We start from the raw sequence: 25269 nt of genomic DNA, 5'->3' as shown, positions 1-25269 counted from the left end.
GCCATGAAAACCTCCATCGCGACCGTCTCCATCTCCGGCTCTCTGACCGAGAAGCTGGAAGCGATTGCGGCGGCGGGGTACGACGGCATCGAGATCTTCGAGCAGGACTTCATCGCCCATGACGGCAGCCCGCGCGACGTGGGGCGGATGGTGCGCGACCACGGGCTCGACATCACCCTGTTCCAACCCTTCCGCGACTTCGAGGGGTTGCCGGAGCCTTACCGGACCAAGGCGTTCGACCGGGCCGAGCGCAAGTTCGACCTGATGGCAGAGCTGGGCACGGACCTTGTCCTCTACTGCTCCTCGTGCCACCCGAAAGCACTGGGCGGCATCGACCGCGCGGCAGACGACTTCGCGGCGCTCGGCGAACGGGCGGCGGCGCGCGGGATGCGCGTGGGGTATGAGGCGCTGGCCTGGGGCCGCCATGTGAACGATCACCGCGACGCGTGGGAAATCGTGCGGCGCGCGGACCATCCCAACATCGGGCTGGTTCTGGACAGTTTCCACACGCTCGCCCGGGACATCGACCCAGAAACGATCCGGCGCATCCCCGGCGACAAGATCTTCTTCGTGCAACTGGCCGACGCGCCGCGCATCGACATGGACCTGCTCTACTGGTCGCGCCACTTCCGCAACATGCCGGGGGAGGGCGACCTCGACGTCACCGCCTTCATGCGGGCGGTCATGGCGGCGGGCTACGCCGGACCGGTCAGCCTGGAAATCTTCAACGACCAGTTCCGCGGCGGCTCCACCCGCGGCGTGGCCGAGGACGGCTACCGCTCGCTCATGGCGCTCATGGACGATGTGCGGCGGACCGAACCGGGGCTCACGCTCGACATGCCCGAGATGCCCGGGCGGGTCCGGGCGGATGGCGTGTCTTTCGTCGAATTCGCGACTCGCGGGGACGAGGCACAGTCGCTGGAGGCCCTGCTTGAAACGATGGGGTTCACGAAAACCGGCACCCACCGCAACAAGGCAGTCACGCTCTGGCAGCAGGGCGAGGTCCGCATCGTTGTGAATCAGGAGACCAAGGGTCACGCGGGCGCCACCTTCAACACGCGCGGCACCACGGTCTGCGACATCGGGCTCGCCGTCGCCGATGCCGGGGCCGTCACCGCGCGTGCCACCGCGCTCGGGACCGAACCGTTCGCACAACCCATCGGACCGGGCGAGTTGGACATTCCCGCGATCCGCGGTTTGTCGGGATCGGTGCTGCATTTCATCGACGACCGCAGCGGGCTGGCCGATGTCTGGGACGTGGAGTTCGGCGCGGGCACGACCCCCGAGGGCGCCGGGATCACCCGGATCGACCACCTCGCCCAGACCATGAGCTATGAAGACATGCTGTCCTGGACGCTGTTCTACACGTCGATCTTCGACATGCGGAAATCGCCGATGGTTGATGTGTTCGACCCCGACGGGCTCGTGCGCAGTCAGGTCGTCGAAAGTCCGGATGGCGCGTTACGCATCACCTTGAACGGTGCCGACAGCCACCGCACGCTCGCTGGGCGGTTCCTGTCCGAAACCTTCGGCGCATCCGTGCAGCATGTGGCGCTCGCCACCGACGATATTTTCGCCACCGCCGAATCCCTCGCCGCGCGGGGATTCGAACCCTTGCCGATGCCGCAGAATTACTATGACGACCTCGCCGCCCGGTTCGACATCGACCCCGCGCTTCTGGCGCGGATGCAGACACTCAACCTGCTCTATGATGAAACCGACACGGGCGCGTTCTTCCAGACCTACTCCCGCGCTTTCGCGGGCGGGCTGTTCTTCGAGATCCTGCAACGCGAGCCGGGCTACGCGGGTTTCGGCGCCCCGAACGCACCGTTCCGGATCGCCGCCCAGAAGCGGCAGCGGCGCAGCAAGGGCGTTCCCAGCAAGTAGCGCGCGTCAGGCCGGTGCGAGCTCGTGAATGATCGGGTCGCCCTGCTCGTGCACCGCGAAATCTCGCAGGTCCGCGACCAGCTCCTGCGTCTGCTGAGATGTCAGGAACGGGGCCGCCGGATCGCAGGAAACATCGTTGTCCCGCATCGCCGCCTCGATCTCGCGCCGGTCAGCGTCCGGCAGATGGGCCAGCGCCTGCTCGCCCGGAAACAGGCTCTCGACCGGCGCACCTTCGGCAAGAATGGCCTCGTGGCGAGGCAGAAGAAGCGTGAAATACTCGATCTGCCGCTGCCCCGACTTCTGGCGAATCCCCCTCCAACCGACGAGGCCCTTTGCCGGAACCGCCACGACCGGGTGCCCCGTCGCAATCTCGACCCCCGGCCCGGACAGGAAAATCCGGTGCAGGGGAGACACGGACAGGTCCGCCTCCGGCACATTCGGCGCGATGGCGTGGGCCGGGATCAGCACAGGTTTCTGGCTGTGATCGCCCGCCGGAAAGGTCACCTTGCGCCGCCCGGCGAACAGGATCGGCGCAGGCCCGTTCGTCGCGGTCAGCACCAGATCGCCCACCCCGAGCCGCTCGATAGGCACCTCGCCCGTCGGTGTTGCAATGCTGGTCCCGCGTGCAAGGCACAACAGCATGACCGACGCCGCGCCGGGATCGAGCGTGATGGTCTGCATCACATCATCCGACCCCTTGTAGTTGATCGTGTAGATCCCGCCCGCGACCGAAAAACTGTCGACATGTGTGAAAAAGAAAGTGTCCTCCGGCCCCTCGCTCTTGATCTCGATGCTGAAGTCGTCATTGAACGCGGCGAGGTCGAACCAGAACTCGTCCGGCTCGTCGTCGTCTTTTCCCATGAACGCCAACTCGATCCCCGACGCGTCACCTCCGGCGAAATCACCTCCGTCCGTAAACGTGATGATGTTCGCATCATCCTCGTCGATGGCGAAATCCGACACGTCGATTTCCAGCAAACCCCCACTTTCAGGCAGGGTCGCGTCGTCAATGTTGATCGTGAGCGTCTCGGGCATTCGGCGCCTCCGAAATGAATGTCTTTTCGAACAGCGAACCGATTACAAAACTCTTGGTCAGGACGCGGAACCGATCGAAATGACCGATCCCCGACCTGCAAAACTCGCGGCACAGGATGTCGCAGACCTCGTCGGTCCGCCCCGGCCAGTTGCGCGACAAGGCCCGCGCCGTAAGCAGAATATCCCAGCCAAGCGGCTTGAACCGCGCGCACTCGAAATCGATACCCAGCAGTCCCCGGTCGGGGGACAGGATGAAATTGGACAGCGCCGCGTCGTTCTTGGCGAGCGAGACGCAGGGAAAGTCGAAATCGCGCAGGAACAGAGACACATCCGAGATGGCCCCGCAGCCATCGAGCGCCGCGACCCCATCGAGGTATTCACCCCAGTTTCCGCTCGTGCCGTCCACGCGGCGAATACGCGAAAACGCGCCGTACCACCGGCCCAACCGCGTGCAGGTGGCGGCCAGCGTGCGGGACGTCACCGACTCGTTCAACGGACGGCCGGGAACAAAGTCACGGATCACGGCGCGGGTGCGCGGTTCATGGCCCCGAAGGCGCGGAACAAGTCCGCTCGCCCGCGCCGCCTCCATCGCCCCAAGCTCGCGCTGGTAACGATCCGACGCCTTTTCCCCCTCGCCAAAGACCTTCACCACCACATCGCCCCCGTCCATCTCGGCACGGAACACGACCGAGTGGGCCGAGTGTTTCAGGAAGGACACGTCCAGCGAGGGCGCCGCATCGGCATGGGCAAAGGCGTCGAACAAAGCCGGGCCGACGCGCGCGACGAAGTCGGTCGCGCTCATGCCCCCGGCCTTGCCTTGCTGTCCTGCCTGCGCTCTGGCCACGCCATCCGCCTTTCGGTCAATCTGTCGCAGCCACCGGGTCTCGGGGCCGCCTGAAGGTAAGGTTTACCTACAGTTCGGGACGAAATTGGGGGCGAGTCGTCACAAATTGATGCGTATTTAAGGCAAAATGGACGATTTGGTGACAACGGCGCCAGATTGCGGCGAGGGTGGCGCAAAGCCTCAGACCAGCGGGCGATCCCGCCACAATTCATGCGGAAACGGACCAAAAAGGCAGAAAGGGAAACAATCCGTTTTCGGAAAGTGGCCAATGACCCGCCAGGATCGGTCACCTGACCTCAATCGCGTGCGTAAATGTCCTCGTACCGGACGATATCGTCCTCACCGACATAGGTGCCGGTCTGCACTTCGATCAGCACCATCGGCACCCGCCCCGGATTCTCCATCCGATGCTTGGAGCCGACCGGGATATAGACACTCTCGTTCTCGGTCACGAGCGTCACGGTATCCTCCACCGTCACCTTCGCCGTGCCCTCGACCACGATCCAGTGCTCGGAACGATGGTAATGGCTTTGCAACGAGAGCGACGCACCGGGATGGACGAGGATACGCTTCACCTGAAACCGCCCGCCCACGACAAGGCTCTCGAACCAGCCCCACGGGCGGTGATCCTTGGGGAAATGCGTGGCTTGATCGGCACCCTTGGCCTTGAGCGCATTGACCGCGAGCTTCACGTCCTGCGCCCGGTCCATGTTCGCGATCAGCACCGCGTCGTTCATCGCCACGGCGAAGATGTTGTCGAGCCCGATCCCCACGACCTCCAGTCGCTCGCTCTCCGAACGCAGCAGCGTGTTCGTGCAATCAATCGCCGTCGCGTCGCCCGAGGTGACGACCCCGTCCGCATCCGGCCCCGCCTCGCGCCACACGGCGTCCCAGCCGCCAAGGTCGGACCACTCGGACGAAAACGGCACGACCGACAGGTTCGAGGCCCGCTCCATCACGGCGTAGTCGATGGAAATGTCCTCGGCCCCCTGCCACGCCTCCGGCGAGAGCCGCAGGAACCCAAGATCCACCCGCGCCTCGTCCAGCGAGCTGCGCACAGGGTCGATGAGCGTGGGCGCATGGGCCTCGAACGCCTCGATGATGTCGGCCACGCGGAACAGAAAGATGCCCGCGTTCCACAGGTAAGTTCCCGCCGCGACCAGCTCTTCGGCCCGCGCCGCGTCCGGTTTCTCGATGAACCGTCCCAGCTTGATCGGCGCGCCGGTGGCATCCGGCTTTTCACTGAGTTCGAGGTAGCCATAGCCTGTCTCGGCCCGGGTCGGCGTAATCCCGAATGTCACGAGGTCGCCCGCCTCGATTGCCGCGAGCCCTGCCTCAACCGACCGGTGAAACGCCGCCTCGTCCGGCACGACGTGATCCGCAGGCGCCACCAGCATGATCCCCTCGGGATTGGTCGCCGCGATCCGCAGCGCCGCGGCCAGAACCGCAGGCGCCGTGTTGCGCCCCTCGGGTTCGATCAGGATATCGCCGGGGTCGATCCCGATGGCGTGAAGCTGCTCGGTCACGATGAACCGGAAATCCGAATTGGTCACGACCACCGGCGCCTCGAACGAAATCGCGTCGGTCCCGCCCGACAGCCGTTTGGCCGAAGACTGGAACAGCGTCGTCTCACCCACGAGCGGCACGAACTGCTTGGGATAGCTCTTGCGCGACAAGGGCCACAGGCGCGTGCCGGAGCCGCCGCACAGCAGAACGGGCGTGATCGTCTTGGTGCTCATCCGCGGTCCCTTTCGACGCTTGAGATCGCGCTTACCTTGCCCCGCGACCATGACGATCTCAAGGCGGATTCAAGAAGTTAGGCCCGGCGCACTCCCAACCCCGGCGGCCAAATGACCGCTTGCCACCGGGGGTAGCGGCGCGGTTAAGGTGTGGCGTGATGCGACGCTTGCCCCTCTTCCTCACCGCCCTTCTGACCCTCCTGCCCCTCACCGCCGGGGCCGGACAGATCACCGTGTTCGCCGCCGCGAGCCTTGGCGAGGTGTTGGAGGACGTGAGCGCGGAGTTCGAGGCCGCGACAGGACACGACGTCGTCTTGTCCTTCGCTGGCTCGTCCGTCCTCGCCCGCCAGATCGCGCAAGGCGCGCCCGCGGACCTGTTCATCTCGGCCAACCGGGCGTGGATTGACAACCTCATCGAAAACGGCGCCATCGACCCCGACAGCGAAGTGGAGGTCTTGCGGAACGACCTCGTCCTTATCGCACCGGGCCGTCCGAAACCGATCACGCTCGGCCCCGACACGGACCTTGCCGCGCAGCTTGGCGATGGCGTCCTCGCAATGGCATTGGTCGAGGCCGTCCCGGCGGGCATCTACGGCAAGGCGGCGCTGGAGGCGCTGGCTCTCTGGCCCCAGGTGGCGAGCCGCGTCGCGCAGGCCGACAACGTGCGCGCCGCGCTGGCCCTCGTCGCGACGGGCGAGGCGCCGCTGGGCATCGTCTATGCCACCGACGCCCGCGCCGAACCGCGCGTGGGCGTCCTCGCCACATTCCCGGCGGACAGCCACCCGCCCATCGTCTACCCGGCGGCCGCAACCACGTCGAGCGGGAACCCCGTGAACCAGGAGTTCCTCGCCTTCCTCACCGGACCGGAGGCGCGCGCGATCTTCACCGCCGCCGGCTTCGGCGTCATTCCGGAGTAGCGGGTGGACTGGCTCGGGCCGCAGGAATGGCAGGCGGTGGCCCTGTCGCTCAAGGTGGCCATCTGGGCCACCCTCGCCTCGCTTCCCCTCGGTATCTTCGTCGCCTATGCGCTCGCCCGCTGGCGGTTTCCGGGGCGACAGATCCTCAACGGCCTCGTCCATCTGCCGCTGATCCTGCCCCCCGTCGTGACCGGCTACCTGCTGCTCCTGACGTTCGGGCGGCAGGGGCCGCTGGGCGCGGTCCTCGAACCGCTGGGCATCGTCTTCGCCTTCCGCTGGACCGGCGCCGCGCTCGCCGCCGCGATCATGGCCTTCCCGCTTCTCGTCCGCGCGATCCGGCTGTCCATCGAGGCGGTGGACCCGAAACTGGAACAGGCCGCGGCCACGCTGGGCGCCTCCCGCATCCGCGTGTTTCTGACCGTCACCCTGCCGCTGGTCCTTCCCGGCATCCTTGCCGGTGCCATCCTCGCCTTCGCCAAGGCGATGGGGGAGTTCGGCGCGACGATCACCTTCGTCTCCAACATCCCCGGCCAGACCCAAACGCTGCCCTCCGCGATCTACGCCTTCCTTCAGGTGCCCGGCGGCGAAAGCTCGGCCCTGCGCCTCGTCGCGGTGTCCATCGCCATCGCGATGCTCGCGCTCATTCTGTCCGAGGTCGCGGCCCAGCGCATCGCGCGGAGGGTGCGCGGATGACGTTGGAGATCGACATTCACCAGACCCTCGGCGCCTTCACCCTTGAGGTCGCCTTCACCGCGCCTGCGGGGGTCACGGTGCTCTTCGGTCGCTCGGGGTCGGGCAAGACCAGCGTCATCAACGCCGTCGCGGGCCTCACCCGCCCCGACCGGGGGCGCATTGCGGTCGGGGGCGAGGTCCTGATGGACAGCGATACCGGCGTCTGGCTTCCACCGCACAAGCGCCGTCTCGGCTACGTCTTTCAGGACGCGCGGCTGTTTCCGCACATGAGCGTGGCGCGCAACCTCGACTATGGCACCCGCTTCGCACCACCCGGCGCGACCGGACCGGCCCGCGACCGGGTGATCGAGATGCTGGGGATCGGCGCGCTCCTCACCCGCCGACCCGGCGCACTTTCGGGCGGCGAGCGGCAGCGCGTCGCCATCGGGCGCGCGCTTCTGTCCAGACCCCGGATGCTCCTCGCCGACGAACCCCTCGCCGCGCTGGACGAGGACCGCAAGGCCGAGATCCTTCCCTATTTCGAGCGTTTGCGCGACGAGCTCGACATCCCGATCCTCTACGTCAGCCACGCCGCCGCCGAGGTCGCACGCCTCGCCACCACCATCGCGGTGCTGGAGGACGGCGGCCTGCGCGCGGCCGGACCGGCGGGCGAAGTCATGGCGGACCCGCGCGTCACCCCGCTCGGACCCGGTGCCGCAGGCGCGGTTCTTGAGGCCACCGTGATCGCCCATCACGACGACGGGGTGTCCGAGCTGGACGCGGGCGGCCTACGTATTCTCATCCCCCGTGTCGCGCCGCCCGTGGGCACCCCGCTCCGGGTCCATATCGAAGCACAGGACGTCATGCTCGCCACCACCCGGCCCGAGGGGATCTCGGCGCTCAACGTGTTCGAAGCAACGGTGCGCGACATCCGCATGGGCGACGGCCCCGGCGCGTTGGTGCAGCTTTCGGCGGGCGGCAACCTGATCCTCGCTCGGATCACCCGCCGCTCGGTCGCGACGATGAACCTGCGCGAAGGGCAACAGGTCTTTGCGGTCCTGAAAGCCGTGTCCGTGGCGCGCGACGCGGTCGGGGCCTAGCCCCGGATCGCGCGGAATCCGGCAAGAATAGTGTCTTCTTCCTCCCCGGTTTCCAGCAAGACCCCCTGCGCGGACATGGCGCTGCGATAGGCCTCCATCCGCGTGCCCGACCCCACCAGCGCCACGCGCTGACCCAGCCAGTAGGGCCGCGCACCTGCGAGTTCCAGCCCGAGGAACAGGCCCCAGACCTCGTTCAGAACATCAGCCTCGGGTGCCCGCCCCAGCCGGTGCGCGGCCTCGATGGACCCCAGCCGCGCTGCAAGGCTTTCGGGCCGGGACAGGGCATCCGACACCGCCTCGCCCATCCCCTGTCCGGGCTGTCCCGACACACCGAGACCGGCGAGTGTCTGGCGCACCAGGTCGCCGGTCAAATGGCTTTGGAAACTGACGATCTCGCCTGCGCTGATATGGACCCAGCGCGTGCGCATCCCGGTCAGGCACAGCACCCCATCAAACGTATCGTTGAGCGCAAGGAATCCACGTACCCGCACGGCATCGGACAGCATCAGACCCGCAGGCGTCTCCTGCCGGATACCCGTGACCAGCGACACGCGCATCCGTCCGTCCCGCGCCTCGACGGGCGTAACATCGCCCGCCTCGGGCGGCCGGCACGGCACCGCGCGCAGCTCTGGCGCGCGCCAGCCCTCCGGCCCCGCCGGATCGCCGGCGATCAGGATGTCGGTCTCGCTGTCGTCGTCCAGATGATGCGCGATCAGCGGGCCGAGGACCGCCTCATACCCGGTCTCACCGCCCACGTCGGCCTCTTCGCGCGCCGCGACCTCACCATCCGCGCCAATCACCCAAATCCGCAACCGGCCCTCGGACCAGTCGACGGCCATCCAGTTGGACCCGTCCCTGCTCACATCATCGCCCCTCAGAAAAACAAGCCACATCGTTGTGCCACCATAACCGCCGGCGCGACAAGCCCGCGCCTTGCGCGACCCCGGCCTTCGTGGCACAGGAGGGCGCGTCAGCGGAGGAAAATCCATGAAATTCCTGATGGTAGGCGCAGGGTTCTCGGGGGCGGTGATCGGGCGGCGCATGGCCGAGGCCGGGCACGACGTGACCGTGATCGACGCCCGCGACCACGTCGCCGGCAACTGCCATACCGAACGGGACGCGCAAACGGGCGTCATGGTCCACGTCTACGGCCCGCATATCTTCCACACGGATGACGAAGAGGTCTGGAATTACGTCAACGCCTTCGGGCGGTTCAAACCCTACCGCAACCGGGTGAAATCCACGACGCAGGGCGCGGTCTATTCGCTCCCTATCAACCTGCATACGATCAACCAGTTCTTCGGCAAGACGATGCGCCCGGACGAGGCGCGCGCGTTTATCGAGGAGCAGGCCGACACCTCCATCAACGACCCCCAGACGTTCGAGGAACAGGCGCTGCGCTTCGTCGGCCCTGACCTCTACGAAGCCTTCTTCAAGGGCTACACTGAGAAACAGTGGGGCTGCTCGCCGACCGAGCTTCCCGCCTCGATTCTCAAGCGGCTGCCGGTGCGGTTCAACTATGACGACAATTACTTCTTTCATAGGTTCCAGGGGATGCCGGAGCACGGCTACACGCCGCTGGTGCAGGCGATCCTCGACCATCCGAACATCACCCTGAGCCTCTCCACACCCTATGATCCGGCGATGCGCGCGGACCACGACCACGTCGTCTGGTCGGGCCCGCTGGACGGGTATTTCGGCTACGACCTCGGGCGGCTGGGCTACCGCACGCTCGACTTCGAACGCTTCACGGCCGAGGGCGACTGGCAGGGTTGCGCGGTGATGAACTACGGCGACCCGGACGTGCCCTTCACCCGGATCACCGAGCACAAGCATTTCGCAACGTGGGAGGAGCATGAAGGCAGCGTGCTCTACCGCGAGTTTTCCCGCGCCTGCGGCCCCGATGACATCCCCTACTACCCGATCCGTCTGGTGGAGGAGAAAGCGTTGCTGGCCGATTACGTCGCGCGCGCCGAGGCCGAAAGCGGCGTCACCTTCGTCGGGCGGCTGGGCACCTACCGCTACCTCGACATGGACGTCACCATCCGCGAGGCGCTGGACACGGCCACCGCCTTTGCCGTCGCGATGGACAGCGGCGTGCCGCTCCCGGTGTTCTCCGCGCAACCGCTCTAGGCCGGTTTACCATTGCCGAGAGTTTTACTCCCTTTTGAGATAAACAAACCGTAAACATGGGCGGGCGTCGTGGGGGCGTCGAACGCCGGGGTGGTGATGACCGACATTGCAGGTGACAGGACGACCTTGGCCGAGCTTTCGGTCGGGACGACCCGCGCGGGGGCGATCGAGACCGTCTTTGACGAGGACTGGTACCGGCTGGACCTGACCGCAGGGCAGGAAGTGACCATCACCCTGCGTGGCGCAGGCACCTCCGCGCTCGCCGACCCGATCCTGGACCTATACGACCCCACCGGCGCGCTCGTGGCGCTCGGTCTCGACATCGCGCCGGACAACCCGGCCGCGCAGATCACGCACACCGCGAAACGTTCCGGCACCTATTATGTCGATGCCTATGCCTCCGGCGCGATCACTGGCGGCTACGCGCTCACCGTCGCGTCACTGGGCGGCACCCCCGCCGAGGCGCTCTTGTGGGGGAGCCAGGTGGCCGACACCGACATCGCAGTCCATTTCGCCGGCGCGGGCACACTGGTCGACGGCATCACGTCCGAGGGCTGGACGCCCTATGAAATCGACCGCGCGATGGCGGCCTTCGCCCGGATCGAAGCGGTCACCAACGTCACCTTCAGCCGCACCGCCTCCGCCAGCGCCGCCGACTTCACCATCGGGCTCGACACCGATGAACTCGAAGCCTTCCGCGTGCTGGGCTACTTCTCTCCGCCCGGCGCGCCCGGCGCAGGCACCGGCACCATGAACGGTGCGCAGTGGGACAGGCTGCCGGGCGGCGACCTCGAACGGGGCGGGGCGGGCTTCGTCGTCTTCACGCATGAAATGCTCCACGGCCTCGGCCTCGCCCATCCGCACGACACCGGCGGGACCTCGACCCAGATGCGCGGCGTCACCTACGCGTTCGGTGATTTCGGGAGCGCGGCGCTCAATCAGGGCCTCTACACGACCATGTCCTACAACTCCGGCTGGAACGCGGGCGACGTGGGCACCTACGGCGCGCTGTCGGGCGACTGGGGATATGAGGCGGGGCCGATGGCGCTCGACATCGCGGCGCTTCAGGCGCTCTACGGCGCGAACCTCAGCACCCGCACGGGCGACGACACCTACCTCCTGCCGGAGCTGAATGCGGTCGGCACGGCGTGGGAGGCGATCTGGGACGCAAGCGGAACCGACACCATCGCCTATGACGGCTGGCGCGACGCGGTGATCGACCTGCGCGCGGCCACGCTGGACTATGGCCCCGGCGGGGGCGGCCACCTCTCCGCCGCGCGCGCCATCGCGGGGGGCTTCACCATCGCGCAGGGCGTGGTGATCGAGAACGCGCGCACCAGCGGCGGCAACGACCTCCTGATCGGCAACGCGGCGGACAACACGCTCTTCTCCGGCCGGGGCAACGACACGGCTTTTGGCGGCGACGGGGCTGACCGCATCACGGCCCACCGCGGGCGCGACCAAATTTTCGGCGGCACCGGCGACGACTGGGTTTCCGGCGGCAGGGGCAACGACACGCTCAAGGGTAACGCGGGCGACGACATGCTCATGGCCGGACGGGGGAACGACACGATCCACGGACAGGCGGGCGACGACACGATCATGGGCCGCAAGGGGCGTGACTCGATCCGGGGCGGCGACGGTGACGACACGATCAGCGCCGGCCCGGGGAACGACATGGTCTACGGCGGGCAGGGGGACGACACGGTGACGCTCGGCTTCGGGCAGGACACGTTCGTTTTCCGCATGGGCGACGGCCAAGACACGCTCACGGACTTCCTTCCGGCACGCGACTCCCTGCGGCTGGATCAGGATCTGCTCGCCGGGCAACCCCTCGACACCGTGCTGGCGACCGCCACGCAGCAGGGCAACGCCCTCGCGCTGACCTTCGCGAGCGGCGAGAGCCTTCTGTTTCTCGGCATCACCGATGCCGACCGGCTTGCCGACGCGATCACGCTGGACAGCTTCCTGACCTGAGCCGCCTCACTCGAAGACGATATCCCACTTGTCGAACCCCCCGTGGGTGAAGTCGACCAGCTCGACCTGCTCATTGCCCCATTCGATAAAGGTGCTGCCGTTCGCGGTATAGACAGACACCATCGACCGCGCCACATCGTGAAGCACCACCTGATCGGCCATGCTGAAGTCGTAAATCTTGTCGCGGTCGTCCCAGCGCCAGAACTCGAAACTGTCGGCCCCGGACCCGCCCCACAGCCGGTCGTTGCCCCGGCCCCCGATCAGCACGTCGTTGTGTCCGTCACCATAAAGCCGGTCGTTCCCGCCATCACCCTTCAGCAGGTCGGCATGCCAGCCACCCATGAGCTTGTCGTCGCCCCAACCACCAAAGACCCGGTCCTGCCCCAATCCTCCGGCCAACCAGTCGTTGTGCAACTCGCCGTAAAGCGAGTCGTGCCCGGAGCCGCCGAGGAGCTTGTCGTGCCCGCTTCCGCCATAAAGCCGGTCGTCGTGCCCTTCGCCAAAGAGCGTATCGTTGCCACCCTCACCCTTGAGTAGATCGGCATGCCAGCCGCCCTTGAGCGTATCCGCCCCCCAGCCGCCGTACATGAAATCGCGACCCATGCCGCCGTCCATCCAGTCGTTGTGCAGATGCCCGAACATGCGGTCGTGCCCGCCGCCGCCCCAGAGCCTGTCATGGCCACTCTCGCCGCTGATCGTGTCGTCACCCGCGCCGCCATTGAGGAGATCCGAGCCCCAGCCGCCGTAAATGTCGTCGCGCCCGTCGCCGCCCTCGACCCGGTCGTTGTTCCCGTTGCCCGACAGCCGGTCGTCGCCCTGCCCGCCATACAGCACATCGTTCCCACCATCGCCCCGGAGCACGTCGTTCCCTTCGTCGCCACTCAGCCGATCCGCGCCCCAACCGCCGAACAACACGTCCTGACCGGTCCCGCCGGACAGCATGTCGTCGTTCAGGTTGCCATAGATCCGGTCGTCGCCATCGCCGCCCCAGATGCTGTCATTCTGACTTCCACCCATGATCCGGTCCGCCCCCGCGTCGCCGAACAGGGAGTCTGCACCATCCCCTCCCTCGATCGCATCGTCGCCGTCGCCACCGACCAGCCGGTCGGAGCCCGCGTCGCCGTACATCCGGTCGTTGCCCGCATCGCCAATGAAATGGTCATCCCCGGCCTGCCCCCGGATGGTGTCGTCTCCGTCCTCGCCGTGTCCCACGTCGTCGCCGTCACCGCCTTCCAACAGGTCGTCGCCTACGCCGCCAAGCATGTGGTCGTTGCCCGAACCGCCATAGATCTCATCGTTGCCGGCGTCGCCGCGCAACAGGTCGTTGCCCCGCGCACCCCAGATGAAATCGGCGCCGCCGCCGCCAAAGATGATGTCCTGCCCGGCCCGACCGCCAAGCTGGTCGTCACCCTCGCCACCGTCGATCTGGTCATCCCCGCTGCCAGCCGTGATGATATCGTCGCCCGCTTCGCCATAGACGACGTCGTGGTCCCATCGGCTGTCGTCGTCGCTGTCGACATAGGTGTCGTTGCCATCGCCCAGCCATGCCTCGTCCGCGCCCGCGCCGCCGGTCACCGTATCGTCCCCGCCGCCCGCACGGATCAGGTCCTTCCCTTCGCCGCCATCCACGTCATCCGCGCCAAGGCCCATGAGCAGCGTGTCATCCCCCGCCCCGCCGCGCACGATATCCCCGTCGAGCGCGGTGCTCTGGTCCTTGTCGTCGAACGTATCGTCGCCCGCGTCGAGATGGACGGTCTTGCGTCCCGCGCCGCCGTCCACCCGGTCGTCGCCGCCACCCGCATGCACCTCGTCGTCTCCCCCCGACAGGGCGATCATCTCGGCTCCCGCCCCGCCGGTGACAAGGTCGTCGCCCTCCGTATCGGAAATGTCGTAGCCAAAGACCGGCTCCTCCTCCAGCTCGCCGTCCCAGTCGGGGAAGTCGTAGCCGGACAGGTCCATCGCGCGATCCGGCGTCACCGCCACGGCCTTGCGGACATCGCCGGGGTCGAGCGGCCCGCCCTGCGCCGAGCGCAGCACCAGCACCTCGTCGCGCCACGACACCACCGCCCCGTTCGCGTTCGGCGTGATCGTCAGCGTGGACGCGTCGTAGAAGAATGGCCAGGACGACAGGTCGAGCCGGTCCTGCGCCGGGTCGAAATCCATGATCGTGTCCTGCACCCCGTCGTCGCGCAGGACGAAAGTGTCGCGCCCGCTGCCGCCGGTCAGGATGTCGGTCCCCGCCCCGTCCACGAGGATATCGTCCCCATTCCCGCCCGACAGCGCGTCCGATCCTGCCCCGCTCACCAGCAGGTCCGCGCCACCGGACCCGTTGGCCGACCCGCCCGCGGCATCCAGAACGACCTGCTCGCCCTGATCGCTCAGGTCGTAGGTCAGGCGTGTGAGCCCGCCGACCTCCTCGCTCGCAACGAAGAGGTTGAGCCTCTCGTCCAGAACGCCGCCCGCAATCGCGGTCACATCCGCCAGCGCCGCCTGCCCATCCGCGCCGTCGGTCCAGGTGTTCTCGATCGCGTCGAGAAACTGCAACTGTCCCCCCGGCAGCAGAGTGAACAGCGATACGCCGTCATCCGCGCCGCCAGCGGCGATGTAGGCGTGCCCGTCGTGCTCCGCCGTGACAATATCGGTCACGCCGCCGAACCGGGTGTTCAGGTTGTCGGTGATATGGTCGGTGCGCGTAAGCGTCCCGTCCGGCGCGACGTGGAAGACCGTCAGCGCCCCGTTCATCCCTTGGGCCGAGGCGACAATGGCGTAGCTCTGGCCCAGAACCTCGACCACCGAGATGTCGGTGGGCGCCATGATCCCGATGCCGTCCGCGGGCCCGGCCACGTCCGCGACAACCGGCGTGCCGGAGGTGGTGACGAAGCTCGTCACCCCGTCCTCGCCCGCATCGCCCGCGATCACGATCTGCGCACCGCCGACCGTAGCGGTCGCGACCGTCGTGACATGGGCAAGGTGCGTGTCCGCGTCATCCGCGACGACCGTGACACCGCCAAACGTCCCGTTCGCGGCGCGGGTGGCAAAACCGAACTGCCCGCCCGCATCGGCAAAGGCCACGCCGCCCGCCCCGACCTCGATATCCACAAGCCGACCCAGAGCGTCACCAAATCCCGCGTGGTTCGACACGCTGCCGATTTGCCCGGAGTCCGCGATGGCATACCCGCTCATCCGACCCGACAGCGCAGAGCCGAACAGCGCCTCCAGCCCCCCGCCGGGGGCCTCGTCGATGGCAATCGCGTCGCCCGTGCCTAAGAGCCAGCCGGTTTTGTAGATCACCTGATCCACCACCGCTTCCGAACCGCTCACGGGCACGGAATAGCCCGTCAGCCCGCCATTGCGTCCGGAATGGCTGAACAGCGTCAGAAGCCCGTCATCGGCCACGACCTCAAGGTCCGTGATCCCGGTGTCGAGCGCCTCAACGCCGGACATGAAATGTCCATGTACGAGTATCGCCATAACCACCCCCAAGTGCATCGGCAGGGGTGGTATCGCGCGCTCCCGTGGCGGTGGGCGGCGCAGAAATGTGACACGCGCGCGGACTATCCGAGCAATCCACGCGATTCTTCACCGGGTGTTAAGGATCAGCGCCGGGCCATGAGCCCTTCGTGATGGTCTATGGCCGCGTCGATATCGTCGAACCACAGCCCCTTGCCATCGGCCAGCACCAGCCCTGCATCGCAGATCTCGCGCAGCTCGGCCATGTTGTGACTGACCATGATCGCGCTCGACCGGGCCAGCCGGTCGCGCAGCACCGCCCGGCTTTTGCGTTTGAACGCCGCATCGCCGACCGCCGTCACCTCGTCGACGAGGTAGGTGTCGAAATGCAGGCCCAGCGCGGTCCCGAAGGAAATCCGCGACCGCATCCCGGACGAATAGGTCTTGAACGGCATGTAGAAATGATCGCCCAGCTCGGAAAAATGGCGGACGTATTCGACCAGCTCATCACTCTCCACGCCATAGACCCGCGCGACGAACCGCACGTTCTGCACGCCCGTCATGTCCTTGTGGAACGCCGCGCGCAGACCGACGGGCCATGACACGGTGCCGTCGCTCACGACCTCGCCCGCGTCGGGCCGGATCGCGCCCGACAGGATCGACAGGAGCGTGGATTTCCCCGCCCCGTTGCGCCCCAGAAGCCCAAGCGACACGCCCGTCGGAAGCTCGAAGTCGAGCGCGTCCAGCACCACCTTGGGCCGGCCCTTCACGGTATAGGATTTGGTCAGCCCGACGCCCCGGAGCACGCCGTCACCTCCGGTCGCGGATGGAGTAGTAAACCAGCGCGACGAGCGCCCAGCCCAAAGACAGGAACAGGAGCGCCATGAGCACGATCTGCGTGCGCTGCGGATAGGCCGGGGCCTCCGGCTGGGTGGGCAGGACATAGGCGGCAAGGTATCGCGTCTGGCGCGACGCCCCCGCCTTGGCGGCATCCAGCTGGGCGAGCGCGGCGCGATACGTCTCCTCGGCATATTCCCGGTCGACGGTCAGGCTTTCGTATTGCGCGATCAGCGACGGATACCCCTCGACCCCCGCATAGGATTGGTCCGAAGCGAACGCCTCCCGCTCCTGCGCAAGTCGGTCGCGGATCACCGCGATCCGGCGTTCCGCCTGTATCACGCTCGGCGCGGTCTCCCCGGCCGACTGCGCCAGCAGGTCATATTCCACCAGCGCCTGCGCAAGCTGTTGCTGGAGCGAATTCTGCACCCCCATCCGGGTCTCGAGGTCCGTCTCAGGGTCCACGATCTGCGTGCGCGTGCGGAAGCCCACGAGCGCCTCCCGCGCATCCTTGAGCCGCACCAGCGCCTGCGCCACATCGCGCTCCGCCGCGTCCTGAAGATCCTGCCGCGCCGCCGCGTTCAGGTTGTTGACGAGCGTCTGGCTCTCCTCCAGCACCGCCTGGGCCACGGCCTGCGCGTACTCCGGCGCAAACGCCCGCACCTCGACCCCGATCAACCCCGTGGCCTGATCGTAATCAATGGTCACGACCCGCTGCCAGTAGGCCACCAGATCCTCGATGGTCCCGCCGGGCTTCAGCGCGAACACCGGGTCGGTCTCATAGGGCGCACTGTAATGCGCCCAGAGGTCGAGCCGCGCGTCCACTTCCCGCACCAGCCCCTGACTCTGGATGAACTCGTTCAGGATATCCCCGTCCAGCGCCCCGCCGCTCGCACTCGGACCGGCCAGTTGCGCGAGGTTGCCCAGAAGCGCCTGCGTCTGCCCCTGTTCCTCCTGCCGGACGGTGAACCCGAGGTCCGAGGCATACTGATCGACCGCACGCGCAAAGGCATACCAGGCGATGACCGCAAGCGGCAGGCCGACGATGACGAGGATCGAGGCCAACAGCCCCACATGCCGCTTGCGCCGCCGCGCGGGTCCGGCCATCGGGCGCACGATCACCTGCGGGCTGTCCTGCCGGGTCCTCACCGTATCGTCGGGCACCGGGCCGTTCCTTTCGCCTGCGTTGATCTCGCTCGCCCCCTTCTACATAATCGCGCCATCCGGCGCCAGAACGCGAGGAGCCTGCGCGATGACCACCGGCGATACCGCGCCACCGCTCCCCGGCCCCGCCCGCCGCAGCTTCCCGACCCTGCGCACCGTCGGCGCGCTCGTCCTGCGTGAGATGTCGGCGCGCTACGGCCAGTCGCCCGGCGGCTACCTCTGGGCGTTTCTTTCGCCCCTCCTGATGATCGCGGCGCTCACCATCGCCTTCAGCTTCCTGCAAAAGACCCCGCGCCTCGGCACGTCCTTCATCATGTATTACGCCTCTGGCCACCTCGTCTTCGCGATCTTCGGACAGGTCGGCGGGCCGGTGACGCAATCGCTGAAATTCTCCCGCTCGCTCCTGCGCTTCCCGACCGTGATCTGGCTCGACACTGTGCTGGCCCGCTTTGCGCTGAACGCCCTGACCGCCACGGCGGTCTATTTCATCCTGCTCTACGCCATCGCCGCAGGCTCGGGCCACGGGCTGCGCTTCGACCTGCCCCCGGTGCTTCTGGCCGTGGCCCTCGCCGTCGCGCTCGCCTTCGGCTTCGGCGTCCTCACCTGCTACCTGTTCATGGAACTGCCTATCGCCGGGCGCCTGTGGGGCTTTGCCGCACGGCCCCTGTTCATCGTCTCGGGCGTGCTGTTTCTGTACGAAGACTTCCCGCCCCGCGTGCAGGACGTGCTGTGGTGGAACCCGCTCATGCACATCACCTCGATCGCCAAGGCGGGGATCTTCCAGAAATACGATCCGAACTGGACCGCGCCGCTTTATGTGCTCACCGTCGCGCTGGTTCTGGCGGTCGCCGGGCTGTTCCTGCTGCGCCAACACCACGACCGGCTTCTCAACGGCGGCAAGTGAGCACGAAAAAGCCCGCCGCCTTCGCAGGCAACGGGCTGGTCGTTCACATCCGTCAGCGGATCAGCTGTTCTCGCGAATGAACTCCGCCGAGGCGTTGATGCCGCCAAGCGGGAAGACATGGACCCGCTCGATCAGGCTGTCGGGATTTTCGGCCGTGTAGGCGGCGAAATCGGTCAGAACCTCGGTCGGCTCGAACGGCTTGAGCAGCTTGGTCAGGTCTTTCGCCCGCTTCTGCAACACGCCGAGCGACGGGCCAACGCCACAGGCAATGGCGAACTTGATGAGCGTCTGGAGCTTGGCCGGACCGGCCACGCCCACATGGATCGGCATGGTGATGCCAATGGCTTGAAGCCGCTCGGCCCAGTCGGTCACCGGCTTGGCGGCAAAGGCGAACTGCGTCGCGATGGCCATCTCGGCCCCCGAACGGTCCTTGTAGGCCTGCTTCCAGCGCAGCGCCTCGTCCACATTGGTCGTGGCGCCCTTGGCGTCGATGTCCTGGTTGCCTTCCGGGTGGCCCGCGATGTGCAGACGCTTGAACCCGTCGAAATAGCCGGTTTCGAGAAGCTGGATCGAGCTGTCGAGTGCACCCAGCGGTTTGGTCGGGCTCCCGCCAAGCAGAAGCGCGGTTTCGACCCCGGCCTCCGAGACGTAGCGGTCGATCCAGTCCTTCAACTCGGCATCGTTCTGCATGATCCGGGCCGGGAAGTGCGGCATGACCTCGAACCCGCCAGCGGCGAGGCGCTTGGCCGTGTCGACCATCTCCTGAATCGGCGTGCCCTCGATATGGGCGATATAGACGCGCGTGCCGGCGGGCAGGATCTTTGTGAAATCCTCGATCTTGGCGGCGGTGCGCGGCATCACTTCGATGGAAACGCCCTCAAGCAGGTCTGCGAAGGGAGCGGTCTTGCTGGCTTTCATATTGACGACGGACATGGTCGGTCTCCTCAGGTCTGCTTGCGATACGTTTGACGAACGGCGTCGTGGATGGGCCACGGATGAACTTCGGCCCGGACGTCGATCTGACGATGGCGCTCGACGGTGGCTTTAGACGATCCCCCGTCCGGTTCACCCCACGTTACCGTCACTTCAGTGCCGGTTTCCGCCACTTCCGGGTTCAGAACGGCGAGCGAGATCCAGGCGCGTTCGTTCGCGGAATAGGCGGGCGCGATGGAGATACCCACCTGCTCACCCCCCTTGGTGACAGCGTCATAGGGGTAGGAGGCATAGTGCGCCGCCGGGAAATCCATCGTCTTGGTCGGCAGCGCGCCCTGATCCATAAGGCCCGCGTTCACCTTGAGCACGTCCTCGGGATTCCAGACCAGCGTGACCTTCTGCCGGTGCGGCTCCTCGGCCATCTTTTCCAACGCTTCGCGCCCGATGAAATCATGGTCGAACTTGACGACGCGGCCATAATCCACGTCCCACGGGGTCATGTAGTAGTCTTCGATGTTCCCGGTCTTCATCGACCCGCCGAGGGTCGAGAGCGCCTCGAACGCGTTGGCCTTGAGCCACTCGCGGTAGGGCTTCATCTTCTCGCCCGTGTAGATCGCAGGAACGACGCTCGGCACCCAGCCGGATTCAGCGGCGGCCGAGGCATAGGCGCGGCTGCCGACCAGACGCAGGCCGTATTTCTCGCCCGCCTCGATGATCCGCGCTTTCACCGCGTCGCCCTCGTCGAACGGGCCCCAGATCTCCAGCCCCTGCGCACCGCCCATACCATGCGACAGCGTCTGCGCCTTGCAGCCGGCGATGGTGATCTCGCCCATGTTGAAGAACTTGGTGGTGAGCGGACCGCCCTCGTTCACCTCGTTGAGCAGATCGAGCGCCTTCGGCCCCTGCACTTCGTAACGATAGGTCAGGCGGCGGTTGTCGGGATCGTCCAACTTGCGCTCATCCCGCGTGCACACGACGTCATAGCCGCCCGTCTCAGCGTGATACTGCACCCAGTTCGGCACGATGGGGCGACCGACGATATTCACCTCGTCATCTTCCAGCCCGAACACGATCGAGTCGCCGATGAGAAAGCCGTCATGGTTCACGCAGACGATCTGTTTGGCCTTGCCCTTGCCGAACTTGGCATAGCTGTTCACCGAAATATCGGACAGCAGCTTCATCACATCCGGCCCCTTCACATAGAGATCGGTCATGTGAAAGCTCTGGTTCATCAGCGCCACGCCCTCGCGCCACGCGCGCTGCTCTTCGGCCCAATGGGTGTATTCACCTTCGATCGGGAAGGGATAGCGCCCCATCTGGTTGTCATAGAGCATGGCGAAGGGGCTATCGTAGCCCGTCAGCCTGTCCTGAAGTGTCTTGGCGCTCATCGTGGTCCTCCCGGAAGTGGTTGAATCGTATGTAGGGGCGGGCTGCGCCCTTTGCTTATGCGCAGATTGTATATCTTGCGCCAAATTGCTTATATGCCAGTATGGAAAGCCCCCAGCCCCCGATTTCCGCCCGCCAGACCCGCGTGATCCGCGCCCTGTCCGACCATCGGCGCCTGTCCGAAGCCGCCGAATCGGTCGCCATGTCGCAACCGGCCTTCTCCCGCACGCTGCACGATGCCGAGGCGGCGCTGGGCGTCGCTCTGTTCCAGCGCGGCTGGTCCGGGTCGGAACCCACGCCGATGGGCGACATCGTGATCGAGCAATGCCGGCGCGTCGCGGCGGACATCGAAGGGGTGGAACGCGGCGTGCTCCACCAGTCGGGGGCGCTGCGCCTGCCCAACCTCCTGCGCTGGCGTCACCTGCGCGCCGTGGCCGCCGTCGTGCGCCACGGCTCGGCCTCCGCCGCCGCCCGCGCTCTGGGAATGAGCCAGCCGGCGGTGAGTCAGGCGCTGGGCGATATTGCCGGCTACGTCACGCCGCCGCTGTTCATCCGGCGCAAGAGCGGGATGGAGGCGACTGACGCCGCCCGCGCCCTCGCCGCGCTGTGGGACCGGGTGGTGACGACCCTCACCGATATTCCCACGCTTCTGGCCGAAACCGGCGACGCGCTCGTGGGCCGCGTCTCGGTCGGGATGCTGCCGTTCTCCGGGCAGGGCATGGTGCTTCAGGCCTTTGGCGAGATTACGCGGGCGCACCCGCACGTCCACCTCGTCGCGGTTCCCGGCGGCTACGACACGCTGGTCGAAGCGCTCCGGCGCGGCGAGATCGACCTCATTATCGGCGTGCTGCGCGACCCCTCGCCGTTTCCCGAGATGGTCGAAACGCACCTTTACCACGAAGACTACATGATGATCGCCCGCGCCGATCACCCGGTCCACCGGCGGCGACCCTCGATGGCGGAACTGGCCGACGAGCAATGGATCGTCGCCCCCCACGGCACGCCGATCCGCGCCTTCTTCGACCGCATGTTCCGCGCCGCCGGCACCATTCCCCCGGCACAATCGGCCGAGATGTTTTCCTTCTCCAACGCCGAACAGATGATCGCCGCCAGCGGCTCCATTGCGCTTTTGTGCTACGGCAAGTCCGGCCTGCGAAACCTGCCGGCGGACCTGAAACCCGTCGACATCCGCCTGCCCGGCGCCCGCGTCTCCATCGGTGTCACCCGGTTCAGCGAGGAGGCACCGCCCGAAGCCGTCGCCGTGTTCCTCGACCTGTTGCAGGGGGCGATCCGGGACGCGGGGGAGGTGTGAGGGTCCCGGCACAGACACCCGCGACCCGGTCCGCATCAGCCACGGAAAACAGCCCTCACCCCGCCTGAACCACCCCCGGCGTCAGCATGTGCCGGATCAGCGCGATGGGGTGGGACCTGAGCGTCAGTCGCATCGACACGAAGTCCTCCACCACCTCTTCGCCTTCGCTCATCGCCGGGAACTGCGCCGCCGGCTCCACGATCCCCTCGCCGTCCAGATCGCCCGCGAACAGCGGCAAGGGCTTCTCCCCGGCGATCGCGCGCGCCTGCCACAGCGCCTCGCGCCGCGACAGGCGCAGCGCGGCAAAGGCATCCGCCTCGGCCAGCCGCGCCATCAGCCGGGGCGACACCCCCGCGCGCCGCCACACGTCCTCCACGGCCGTATAGCCGTTGCCGCGCGCCGCCGTGATCCACGTCGCCTCCTCCTCGATCATGCCGCGCAACTGCCGGAACCCCAGCCGCACGGCGAGCTGCCCCTTGCCGTCCGGCTCCAGCACGTTGTCCCAGTAGCTCGCGTTGATACAGACCGGCCGCACCTCGACCCCGTGGTCGCGCGCGTCCCGCACGATCTGGGCGGGGGCATAGAACCCCATCGGCTGCGAGTTGAGCAGCGCACAACAAAACACCGCCGGATGGTGACGCTTGATCCACGCGCTCGCATAGACGAGCAGCGCGAAACTCGCCGCATGGCTTTCGGGGAAGCCGTAGGAGCCGAACCCCTCGATCTGCGAAAAGCACCGCTCGGCAAAGTCGAGGTCATAGCCATTGGCCCGCATCCCCCGGATGAACCGGGTGCGGAAATCGCTCACGCTCCCATGCTTCTTGAAGGTGGCGAGCGACCGGCGAAGCTGATCGGCCTCCTCCGGCGTGAACCCGGCCCCCGTGATGGCGATCTGCATCGCCTGTTCTTGGAACAGCGGCACGCCCAGCGTCTTGCCCAGAACCTTGCCCAATTCGTCCGAGGGAAACTCCACCGCCTCCTCGCCGTTGCGCCGCCGGATGAACGGATGCACCATGTCGCCCTGTATCGGCCCGGGCCGGATGATCGCCACCTGGATCACGAGGTCATAGAAACTGCGCGGCTTCATGCGCGGCAGGAAATTCATCTGCGCCCGGCTCTCCACCTGGAACACGCCCAGACTGTCGGCACGGCACAGCATGTCATAGACCGCCGGGTCCTCGGGCGGTAGCGTCGCAAGCGTATGGTCGATGCCCAGATGGCTCTCCAGCAAGCCGAACGCCTTGCGGATACAGGTCAGCATCCCCAGCGCCAGAACATCGACCTTCAGGATGCCCAGCGCGTCGATATCGTCCTTGTCCCAGCAGATGACCGTCCGATCCTCCATCGTCGCGTTCTCGATCGGCACCAGTTCATCCAGCCTGCCCTCCGTAATGATGAACCCGCCGACATGCTGGGACAGATGGCGGGGAAACCCCTGTATCTCGTCCACGAGGTCGAGGACCTGACCCAGCTTCGGGTCGTCCGGGTCCAGCCCGATCTCCATCAGCCGCGCCGCGCGCATCCCGCTCGCCCCCCAGCCCCAGACCTGGCTGGCCATCGAGGCGATGGTATCCTCGCTCAGCCCCATCGCGCGCCCGACCTCGCGGATCGCCCGCTTGCCGCGATAATGGATGACGGTGGCGCAGAGCCCCGCCCGGTGACGCCCGTAGCGCTCATAGATGTGCTGAATCACCTCCTCGCGCCGCTCATGCTCGAAATCCACATCGATATCCGGCGGCTCGTCCCGCGCTTCGCTGACAAACCGCTCGAACACCATCGTCCCGATCTCTGGGCTCACGCTCGTCACGCCAAGCGCGTAACAAACCACCGAATTCGCCGCCGACCCCCGCCCCTGACACAGGATGCCGCGCGATCGCGCGAAGGCGACGATGTCGTTCACGGTGAGGAAATAGGGCTCGTAATTCAGCTTTCTGATCAGCGCGAGTTCATGCTCCAGCATCTTCACCACGCGCTCCGGCGCCCCCGCCGGATACCGGTCGCGCAGCCCCTTGCGCGCCAGCCGTGACAGGCGCGCGCCCGGCGTCTCGCCATTCGCCACCTCCGACGGATACTCGTATCGCAACTCGTCCAGCTGGAACCCCAGCCGATCCGCGATCTCGCCCGACCGATGGACCGCATCCTCATGCCTGGCAAAGAGCCGCAGCATCTCGGACTCCGAGCGCAGCCGCCGCTCCGCATTCGGCAGCGCATCGTGGCCCAGCTGCTCCACCCGCACGCCAAGCCGCACCGCCGTCATCACGTCGACCAGCTTGCGCCGCCGCCCGTGGTGCATGATCGGCTCGGCGCTCGCCACGGTGGGCAGGCCCAGCTCCTCCGCCAGCGCTGCGAGATGGTCGAACCGCACCCGGTCGCGCCCGTCATAGCGCGGCGCCATGACAAGGTGCATGTCCGCCCGATACCGGTTCAGCAAAGGCCCGATCAGCTTGCGCGCCGCCGCGCCGGGCGGATGCAGCAAAAGCTCCATCCCGTCCAGCGCCCCGCCCAGATCACCGAGCCTGAGCAGACAGGACCCCTTCTGCGTGCGCAGCCGCCCGGTGGAAATCAGCCGTGACAGCCGCCCCCAGGCCGCCCGGTCGCGTGGCAGGGCGGTGATCGCCACGCCTTCGTCCGTCACGATCCGCGCCGCAGGCAGCAGACGCGGCGCATTGTCGATGGGCAGACGCGGCGGCGCGGGCAGATGCGCGGGCTTCGGCGGGCCGATAATGCCCTGTTCCGCCTCCAGCCGCGCCCGCGCCTCGGCCAGCCGCCCGATCTCGCGCGCCGCCGTATGCGCACGCACGATCCCGGCGACCGAATTGTGATCGGCCACCGCCAGCGCGCGCATCCCCATCAGCGCGGCCCGGTCCACATATTCCTCCGCATGGCTCCCGCCCGTGAGGAAGGTGAAATTGGACGTTATGCAAAGCTCCACGAACATGAGTCGCAAGTATATTCACGTTTTGTTCTCATGTGGAGTCG

At 66.8% G+C, this 25269-nt stretch carries 18 protein-coding genes; 8 read left to right on the top strand and 10 right to left on the bottom strand.

The genetic code is table 11. The annotated features are described in order from the left end of the window. Positions 1 to 3: 3 nt before the first annotated feature. On the top strand, positions 4 to 1887 hold the full coding sequence (locus B2585_RS02550; protein WP_292019655.1) for a bifunctional sugar phosphate isomerase/epimerase/4-hydroxyphenylpyruvate dioxygenase family protein: 1884 nt from the start codon (positions 4 to 6) through the stop codon (positions 1885 to 1887). A 6-nt stretch (positions 1888 to 1893) separates the two neighbouring features. On the opposite strand, the gene B2585_RS02545 is transcribed toward B2585_RS02550, so the two are convergent. From B2585_RS02545 to B2585_RS02535, 3 genes are all read right to left on the bottom strand, one after another. Continuing rightward, positions 1894 to 2922, bottom strand: a complete 1029-nt coding sequence (locus B2585_RS02545) for a Hint domain-containing protein (protein ID WP_292019653.1) — start codon at positions 2920 to 2922, stop codon at positions 1894 to 1896. Continuing rightward, complete coding sequence (locus tag B2585_RS02540; protein ID WP_292019651.1) at positions 2894 to 3766, bottom strand: hypothetical protein; 873 nt, start codon at positions 3764 to 3766, stop codon at positions 2894 to 2896. The genes B2585_RS02545 and B2585_RS02540 overlap by 29 nt, the downstream gene beginning before the upstream one ends. A 296-nt stretch (positions 3767 to 4062) precedes the next feature. Then, the gene (locus B2585_RS02535) at positions 4063 to 5505 is read right to left on the bottom strand and encodes a mannose-1-phosphate guanylyltransferase/mannose-6-phosphate isomerase (protein WP_292019650.1); all 1443 of its coding nucleotides are present in this window, start codon (positions 5503 to 5505) and stop codon (positions 4063 to 4065) included. A gap of 158 nt (positions 5506 to 5663) precedes the next feature. On the opposite strand from B2585_RS02535, the gene modA reads away from it, so the two are divergent. From modA to modC, 3 genes are read left to right on the top strand one after another with little or no spacing between them, the layout of a single operon-like run. Continuing rightward, positions 5664 to 6422 carry a molybdate ABC transporter substrate-binding protein gene (modA, locus tag B2585_RS02530; RefSeq protein ID WP_292019648.1) on the top strand — a complete coding sequence of 253 codons (759 nt, stop codon included), beginning with the start codon at positions 5664 to 5666 and terminating at the stop codon, positions 6420 to 6422. A gap of 3 nt (positions 6423 to 6425) precedes the next feature. Beyond that, entirely contained in the window at positions 6426 to 7115 is a 690-nt protein-coding gene (gene modB, locus B2585_RS02525) for a molybdate ABC transporter permease subunit (RefSeq protein WP_292019646.1), read from the top strand. Beyond that, positions 7112 to 8194: a molybdenum ABC transporter ATP-binding protein gene (gene modC / locus B2585_RS02520; RefSeq protein WP_292019644.1), complete on the top strand. Its 1083-nt coding sequence runs from the start codon at positions 7112 to 7114 to the stop codon at positions 8192 to 8194. The genes modB and modC overlap by 4 nt, the downstream gene beginning before the upstream one ends. On the opposite strand, the gene B2585_RS02515 is transcribed toward modC, so the two are convergent. Beyond that, complete coding sequence (locus B2585_RS02515; protein WP_292019642.1) at positions 8191 to 9057, bottom strand: 2-dehydro-3-deoxygalactonokinase; 867 nt, start codon at positions 9055 to 9057, stop codon at positions 8191 to 8193. The genes modC and B2585_RS02515 overlap by 4 nt on opposite strands. A gap of 124 nt (positions 9058 to 9181) precedes the next feature. Here B2585_RS02515 and B2585_RS02510 point away from each other — a divergent pair, with 124 nt between their 5' ends. Beyond that, positions 9182 to 10327, top strand: a complete 1146-nt coding sequence (locus tag B2585_RS02510; RefSeq protein WP_292019640.1) for a UDP-galactopyranose/dTDP-fucopyranose mutase family protein — start codon at positions 9182 to 9184, stop codon at positions 10325 to 10327. Positions 10328 to 10396: 69 nt separating this feature from the next. Next, the gene (locus tag B2585_RS02505) at positions 10397 to 12304 is read left to right on the top strand and encodes a M10 family metallopeptidase C-terminal domain-containing protein (protein ID WP_292019638.1); all 1908 of its coding nucleotides are present in this window, start codon (positions 10397 to 10399) and stop codon (positions 12302 to 12304) included. 6 nt (positions 12305 to 12310) lie between these two features. Here the strand turns inward: B2585_RS02505 and B2585_RS02500 are convergent, their stop codons facing one another. The 3 genes from B2585_RS02500 to B2585_RS02490 all read right to left on the bottom strand — a co-directional run bounded on the left by B2585_RS02500 (position 12311) and on the right by B2585_RS02490 (position 17755). Beyond that, positions 12311 to 15775 carry a calcium-binding protein gene (locus tag B2585_RS02500; RefSeq protein ID WP_292019636.1) on the bottom strand — a complete coding sequence of 1155 codons (3465 nt, stop codon included), beginning with the start codon at positions 15773 to 15775 and terminating at the stop codon, positions 12311 to 12313. Between the two features lie 125 nt (positions 15776 to 15900). Further along, positions 15901 to 16560 carry an ABC transporter ATP-binding protein gene (locus tag B2585_RS02495; protein WP_292019633.1) on the bottom strand — a complete coding sequence of 220 codons (660 nt, stop codon included), beginning with the start codon at positions 16558 to 16560 and terminating at the stop codon, positions 15901 to 15903. Between the two features lie 4 nt (positions 16561 to 16564). Beyond that, positions 16565 to 17755: a sugar transporter gene (locus tag B2585_RS02490; protein ID WP_292019632.1), complete on the bottom strand. Its 1191-nt coding sequence runs from the start codon at positions 17753 to 17755 to the stop codon at positions 16565 to 16567. 88 nt (positions 17756 to 17843) lie between these two features. Between B2585_RS02490 and B2585_RS02485 the strand changes: the two genes are divergently transcribed. Continuing rightward, positions 17844 to 18659, top strand: coding sequence for an ABC transporter permease (locus tag B2585_RS02485; protein WP_292019629.1), 816 nt, complete (start codon positions 17844 to 17846; stop codon positions 18657 to 18659). Between the two features lie 60 nt (positions 18660 to 18719). Here the strand turns inward: B2585_RS02485 and B2585_RS02480 are convergent, their stop codons facing one another. Next, positions 18720 to 19592 (bottom strand): methylenetetrahydrofolate reductase, encoded by an 873-nt coding sequence (locus tag B2585_RS02480; protein WP_292019627.1) that lies wholly within the window; start codon positions 19590 to 19592, stop codon positions 18720 to 18722. A gap of 11 nt (positions 19593 to 19603) precedes the next feature. After that, positions 19604 to 20980: an aminomethyl transferase family protein gene (locus B2585_RS02475; RefSeq protein ID WP_292019625.1), complete on the bottom strand. Its 1377-nt coding sequence runs from the start codon at positions 20978 to 20980 to the stop codon at positions 19604 to 19606. A gap of 101 nt (positions 20981 to 21081) precedes the next feature. Here B2585_RS02475 and B2585_RS02470 point away from each other — a divergent pair, with 101 nt between their 5' ends. Beyond that, complete coding sequence (locus B2585_RS02470) at positions 21082 to 22290, top strand: LysR family transcriptional regulator (protein ID WP_292019623.1); 1209 nt, start codon at positions 21082 to 21084, stop codon at positions 22288 to 22290. A 55-nt stretch (positions 22291 to 22345) separates the two neighbouring features. Here B2585_RS02470 and B2585_RS02465 read toward each other — a convergent pair whose 3' ends face one another. Further along, on the bottom strand, positions 22346 to 25228 hold the full coding sequence (locus B2585_RS02465) for an error-prone DNA polymerase (protein ID WP_292019865.1): 2883 nt from the start codon (positions 25226 to 25228) through the stop codon (positions 22346 to 22348). Positions 25229 to 25269: the final 41 nt, after the last annotated feature.

Source organism: Maritimibacter sp. UBA3975, from assembly GCF_002384975.1.
Taxonomy (GTDB): domain Bacteria; phylum Pseudomonadota; class Alphaproteobacteria; order Rhodobacterales; family Rhodobacteraceae; genus Maritimibacter.
The sequence above is the reverse complement of the archived record's forward strand: the minus strand, read 5'-3'. Positions and strand labels throughout refer to the sequence as shown.

Coding starts and splice junctions, on each gene's coding strand:
- B2585_RS02500 (WP_292019636.1), bottom strand. CDS start 15,775: ATGGCGATACTCGTACATGGACATTTCATGTCCGGCGTTGAGGCGCTC.
- B2585_RS02480 (WP_292019627.1), bottom strand. CDS start 19,592: ATGTCCGTCGTCAATATGAAAGCCAGCAAGACCGCTCCCTTCGCAGAC.
- B2585_RS02545 (WP_292019653.1), bottom strand. CDS start 2,922: ATGCCCGAGACGCTCACGATCAACATTGACGACGCGACCCTGCCTGAA.
- B2585_RS02535 (WP_292019650.1), bottom strand. CDS start 5,505: ATGAGCACCAAGACGATCACGCCCGTTCTGCTGTGCGGCGGCTCCGGC.
- B2585_RS02550 (WP_292019655.1), top strand. CDS start 4: ATGAAAACCTCCATCGCGACCGTCTCCATCTCCGGCTCTCTGACCGAG.
- B2585_RS02475 (WP_292019625.1), bottom strand. CDS start 20,980: ATGAGCGCCAAGACACTTCAGGACAGGCTGACGGGCTACGATAGCCCC.
- modA (WP_292019648.1), top strand. CDS start 5,664: ATGCGACGCTTGCCCCTCTTCCTCACCGCCCTTCTGACCCTCCTGCCC.
- B2585_RS02485 (WP_292019629.1), top strand. CDS start 17,844: ATGACCACCGGCGATACCGCGCCACCGCTCCCCGGCCCCGCCCGCCGC.
- B2585_RS02470 (WP_292019623.1), top strand. CDS start 21,082: ATGGAAAGCCCCCAGCCCCCGATTTCCGCCCGCCAGACCCGCGTGATC.
- B2585_RS02465 (WP_292019865.1), bottom strand. CDS start 25,228: ATGTTCGTGGAGCTTTGCATAACGTCCAATTTCACCTTCCTCACGGGC.
- B2585_RS02510 (WP_292019640.1), top strand. CDS start 9,182: ATGAAATTCCTGATGGTAGGCGCAGGGTTCTCGGGGGCGGTGATCGGG.
- modC (WP_292019644.1), top strand. CDS start 7,112: ATGACGTTGGAGATCGACATTCACCAGACCCTCGGCGCCTTCACCCTT.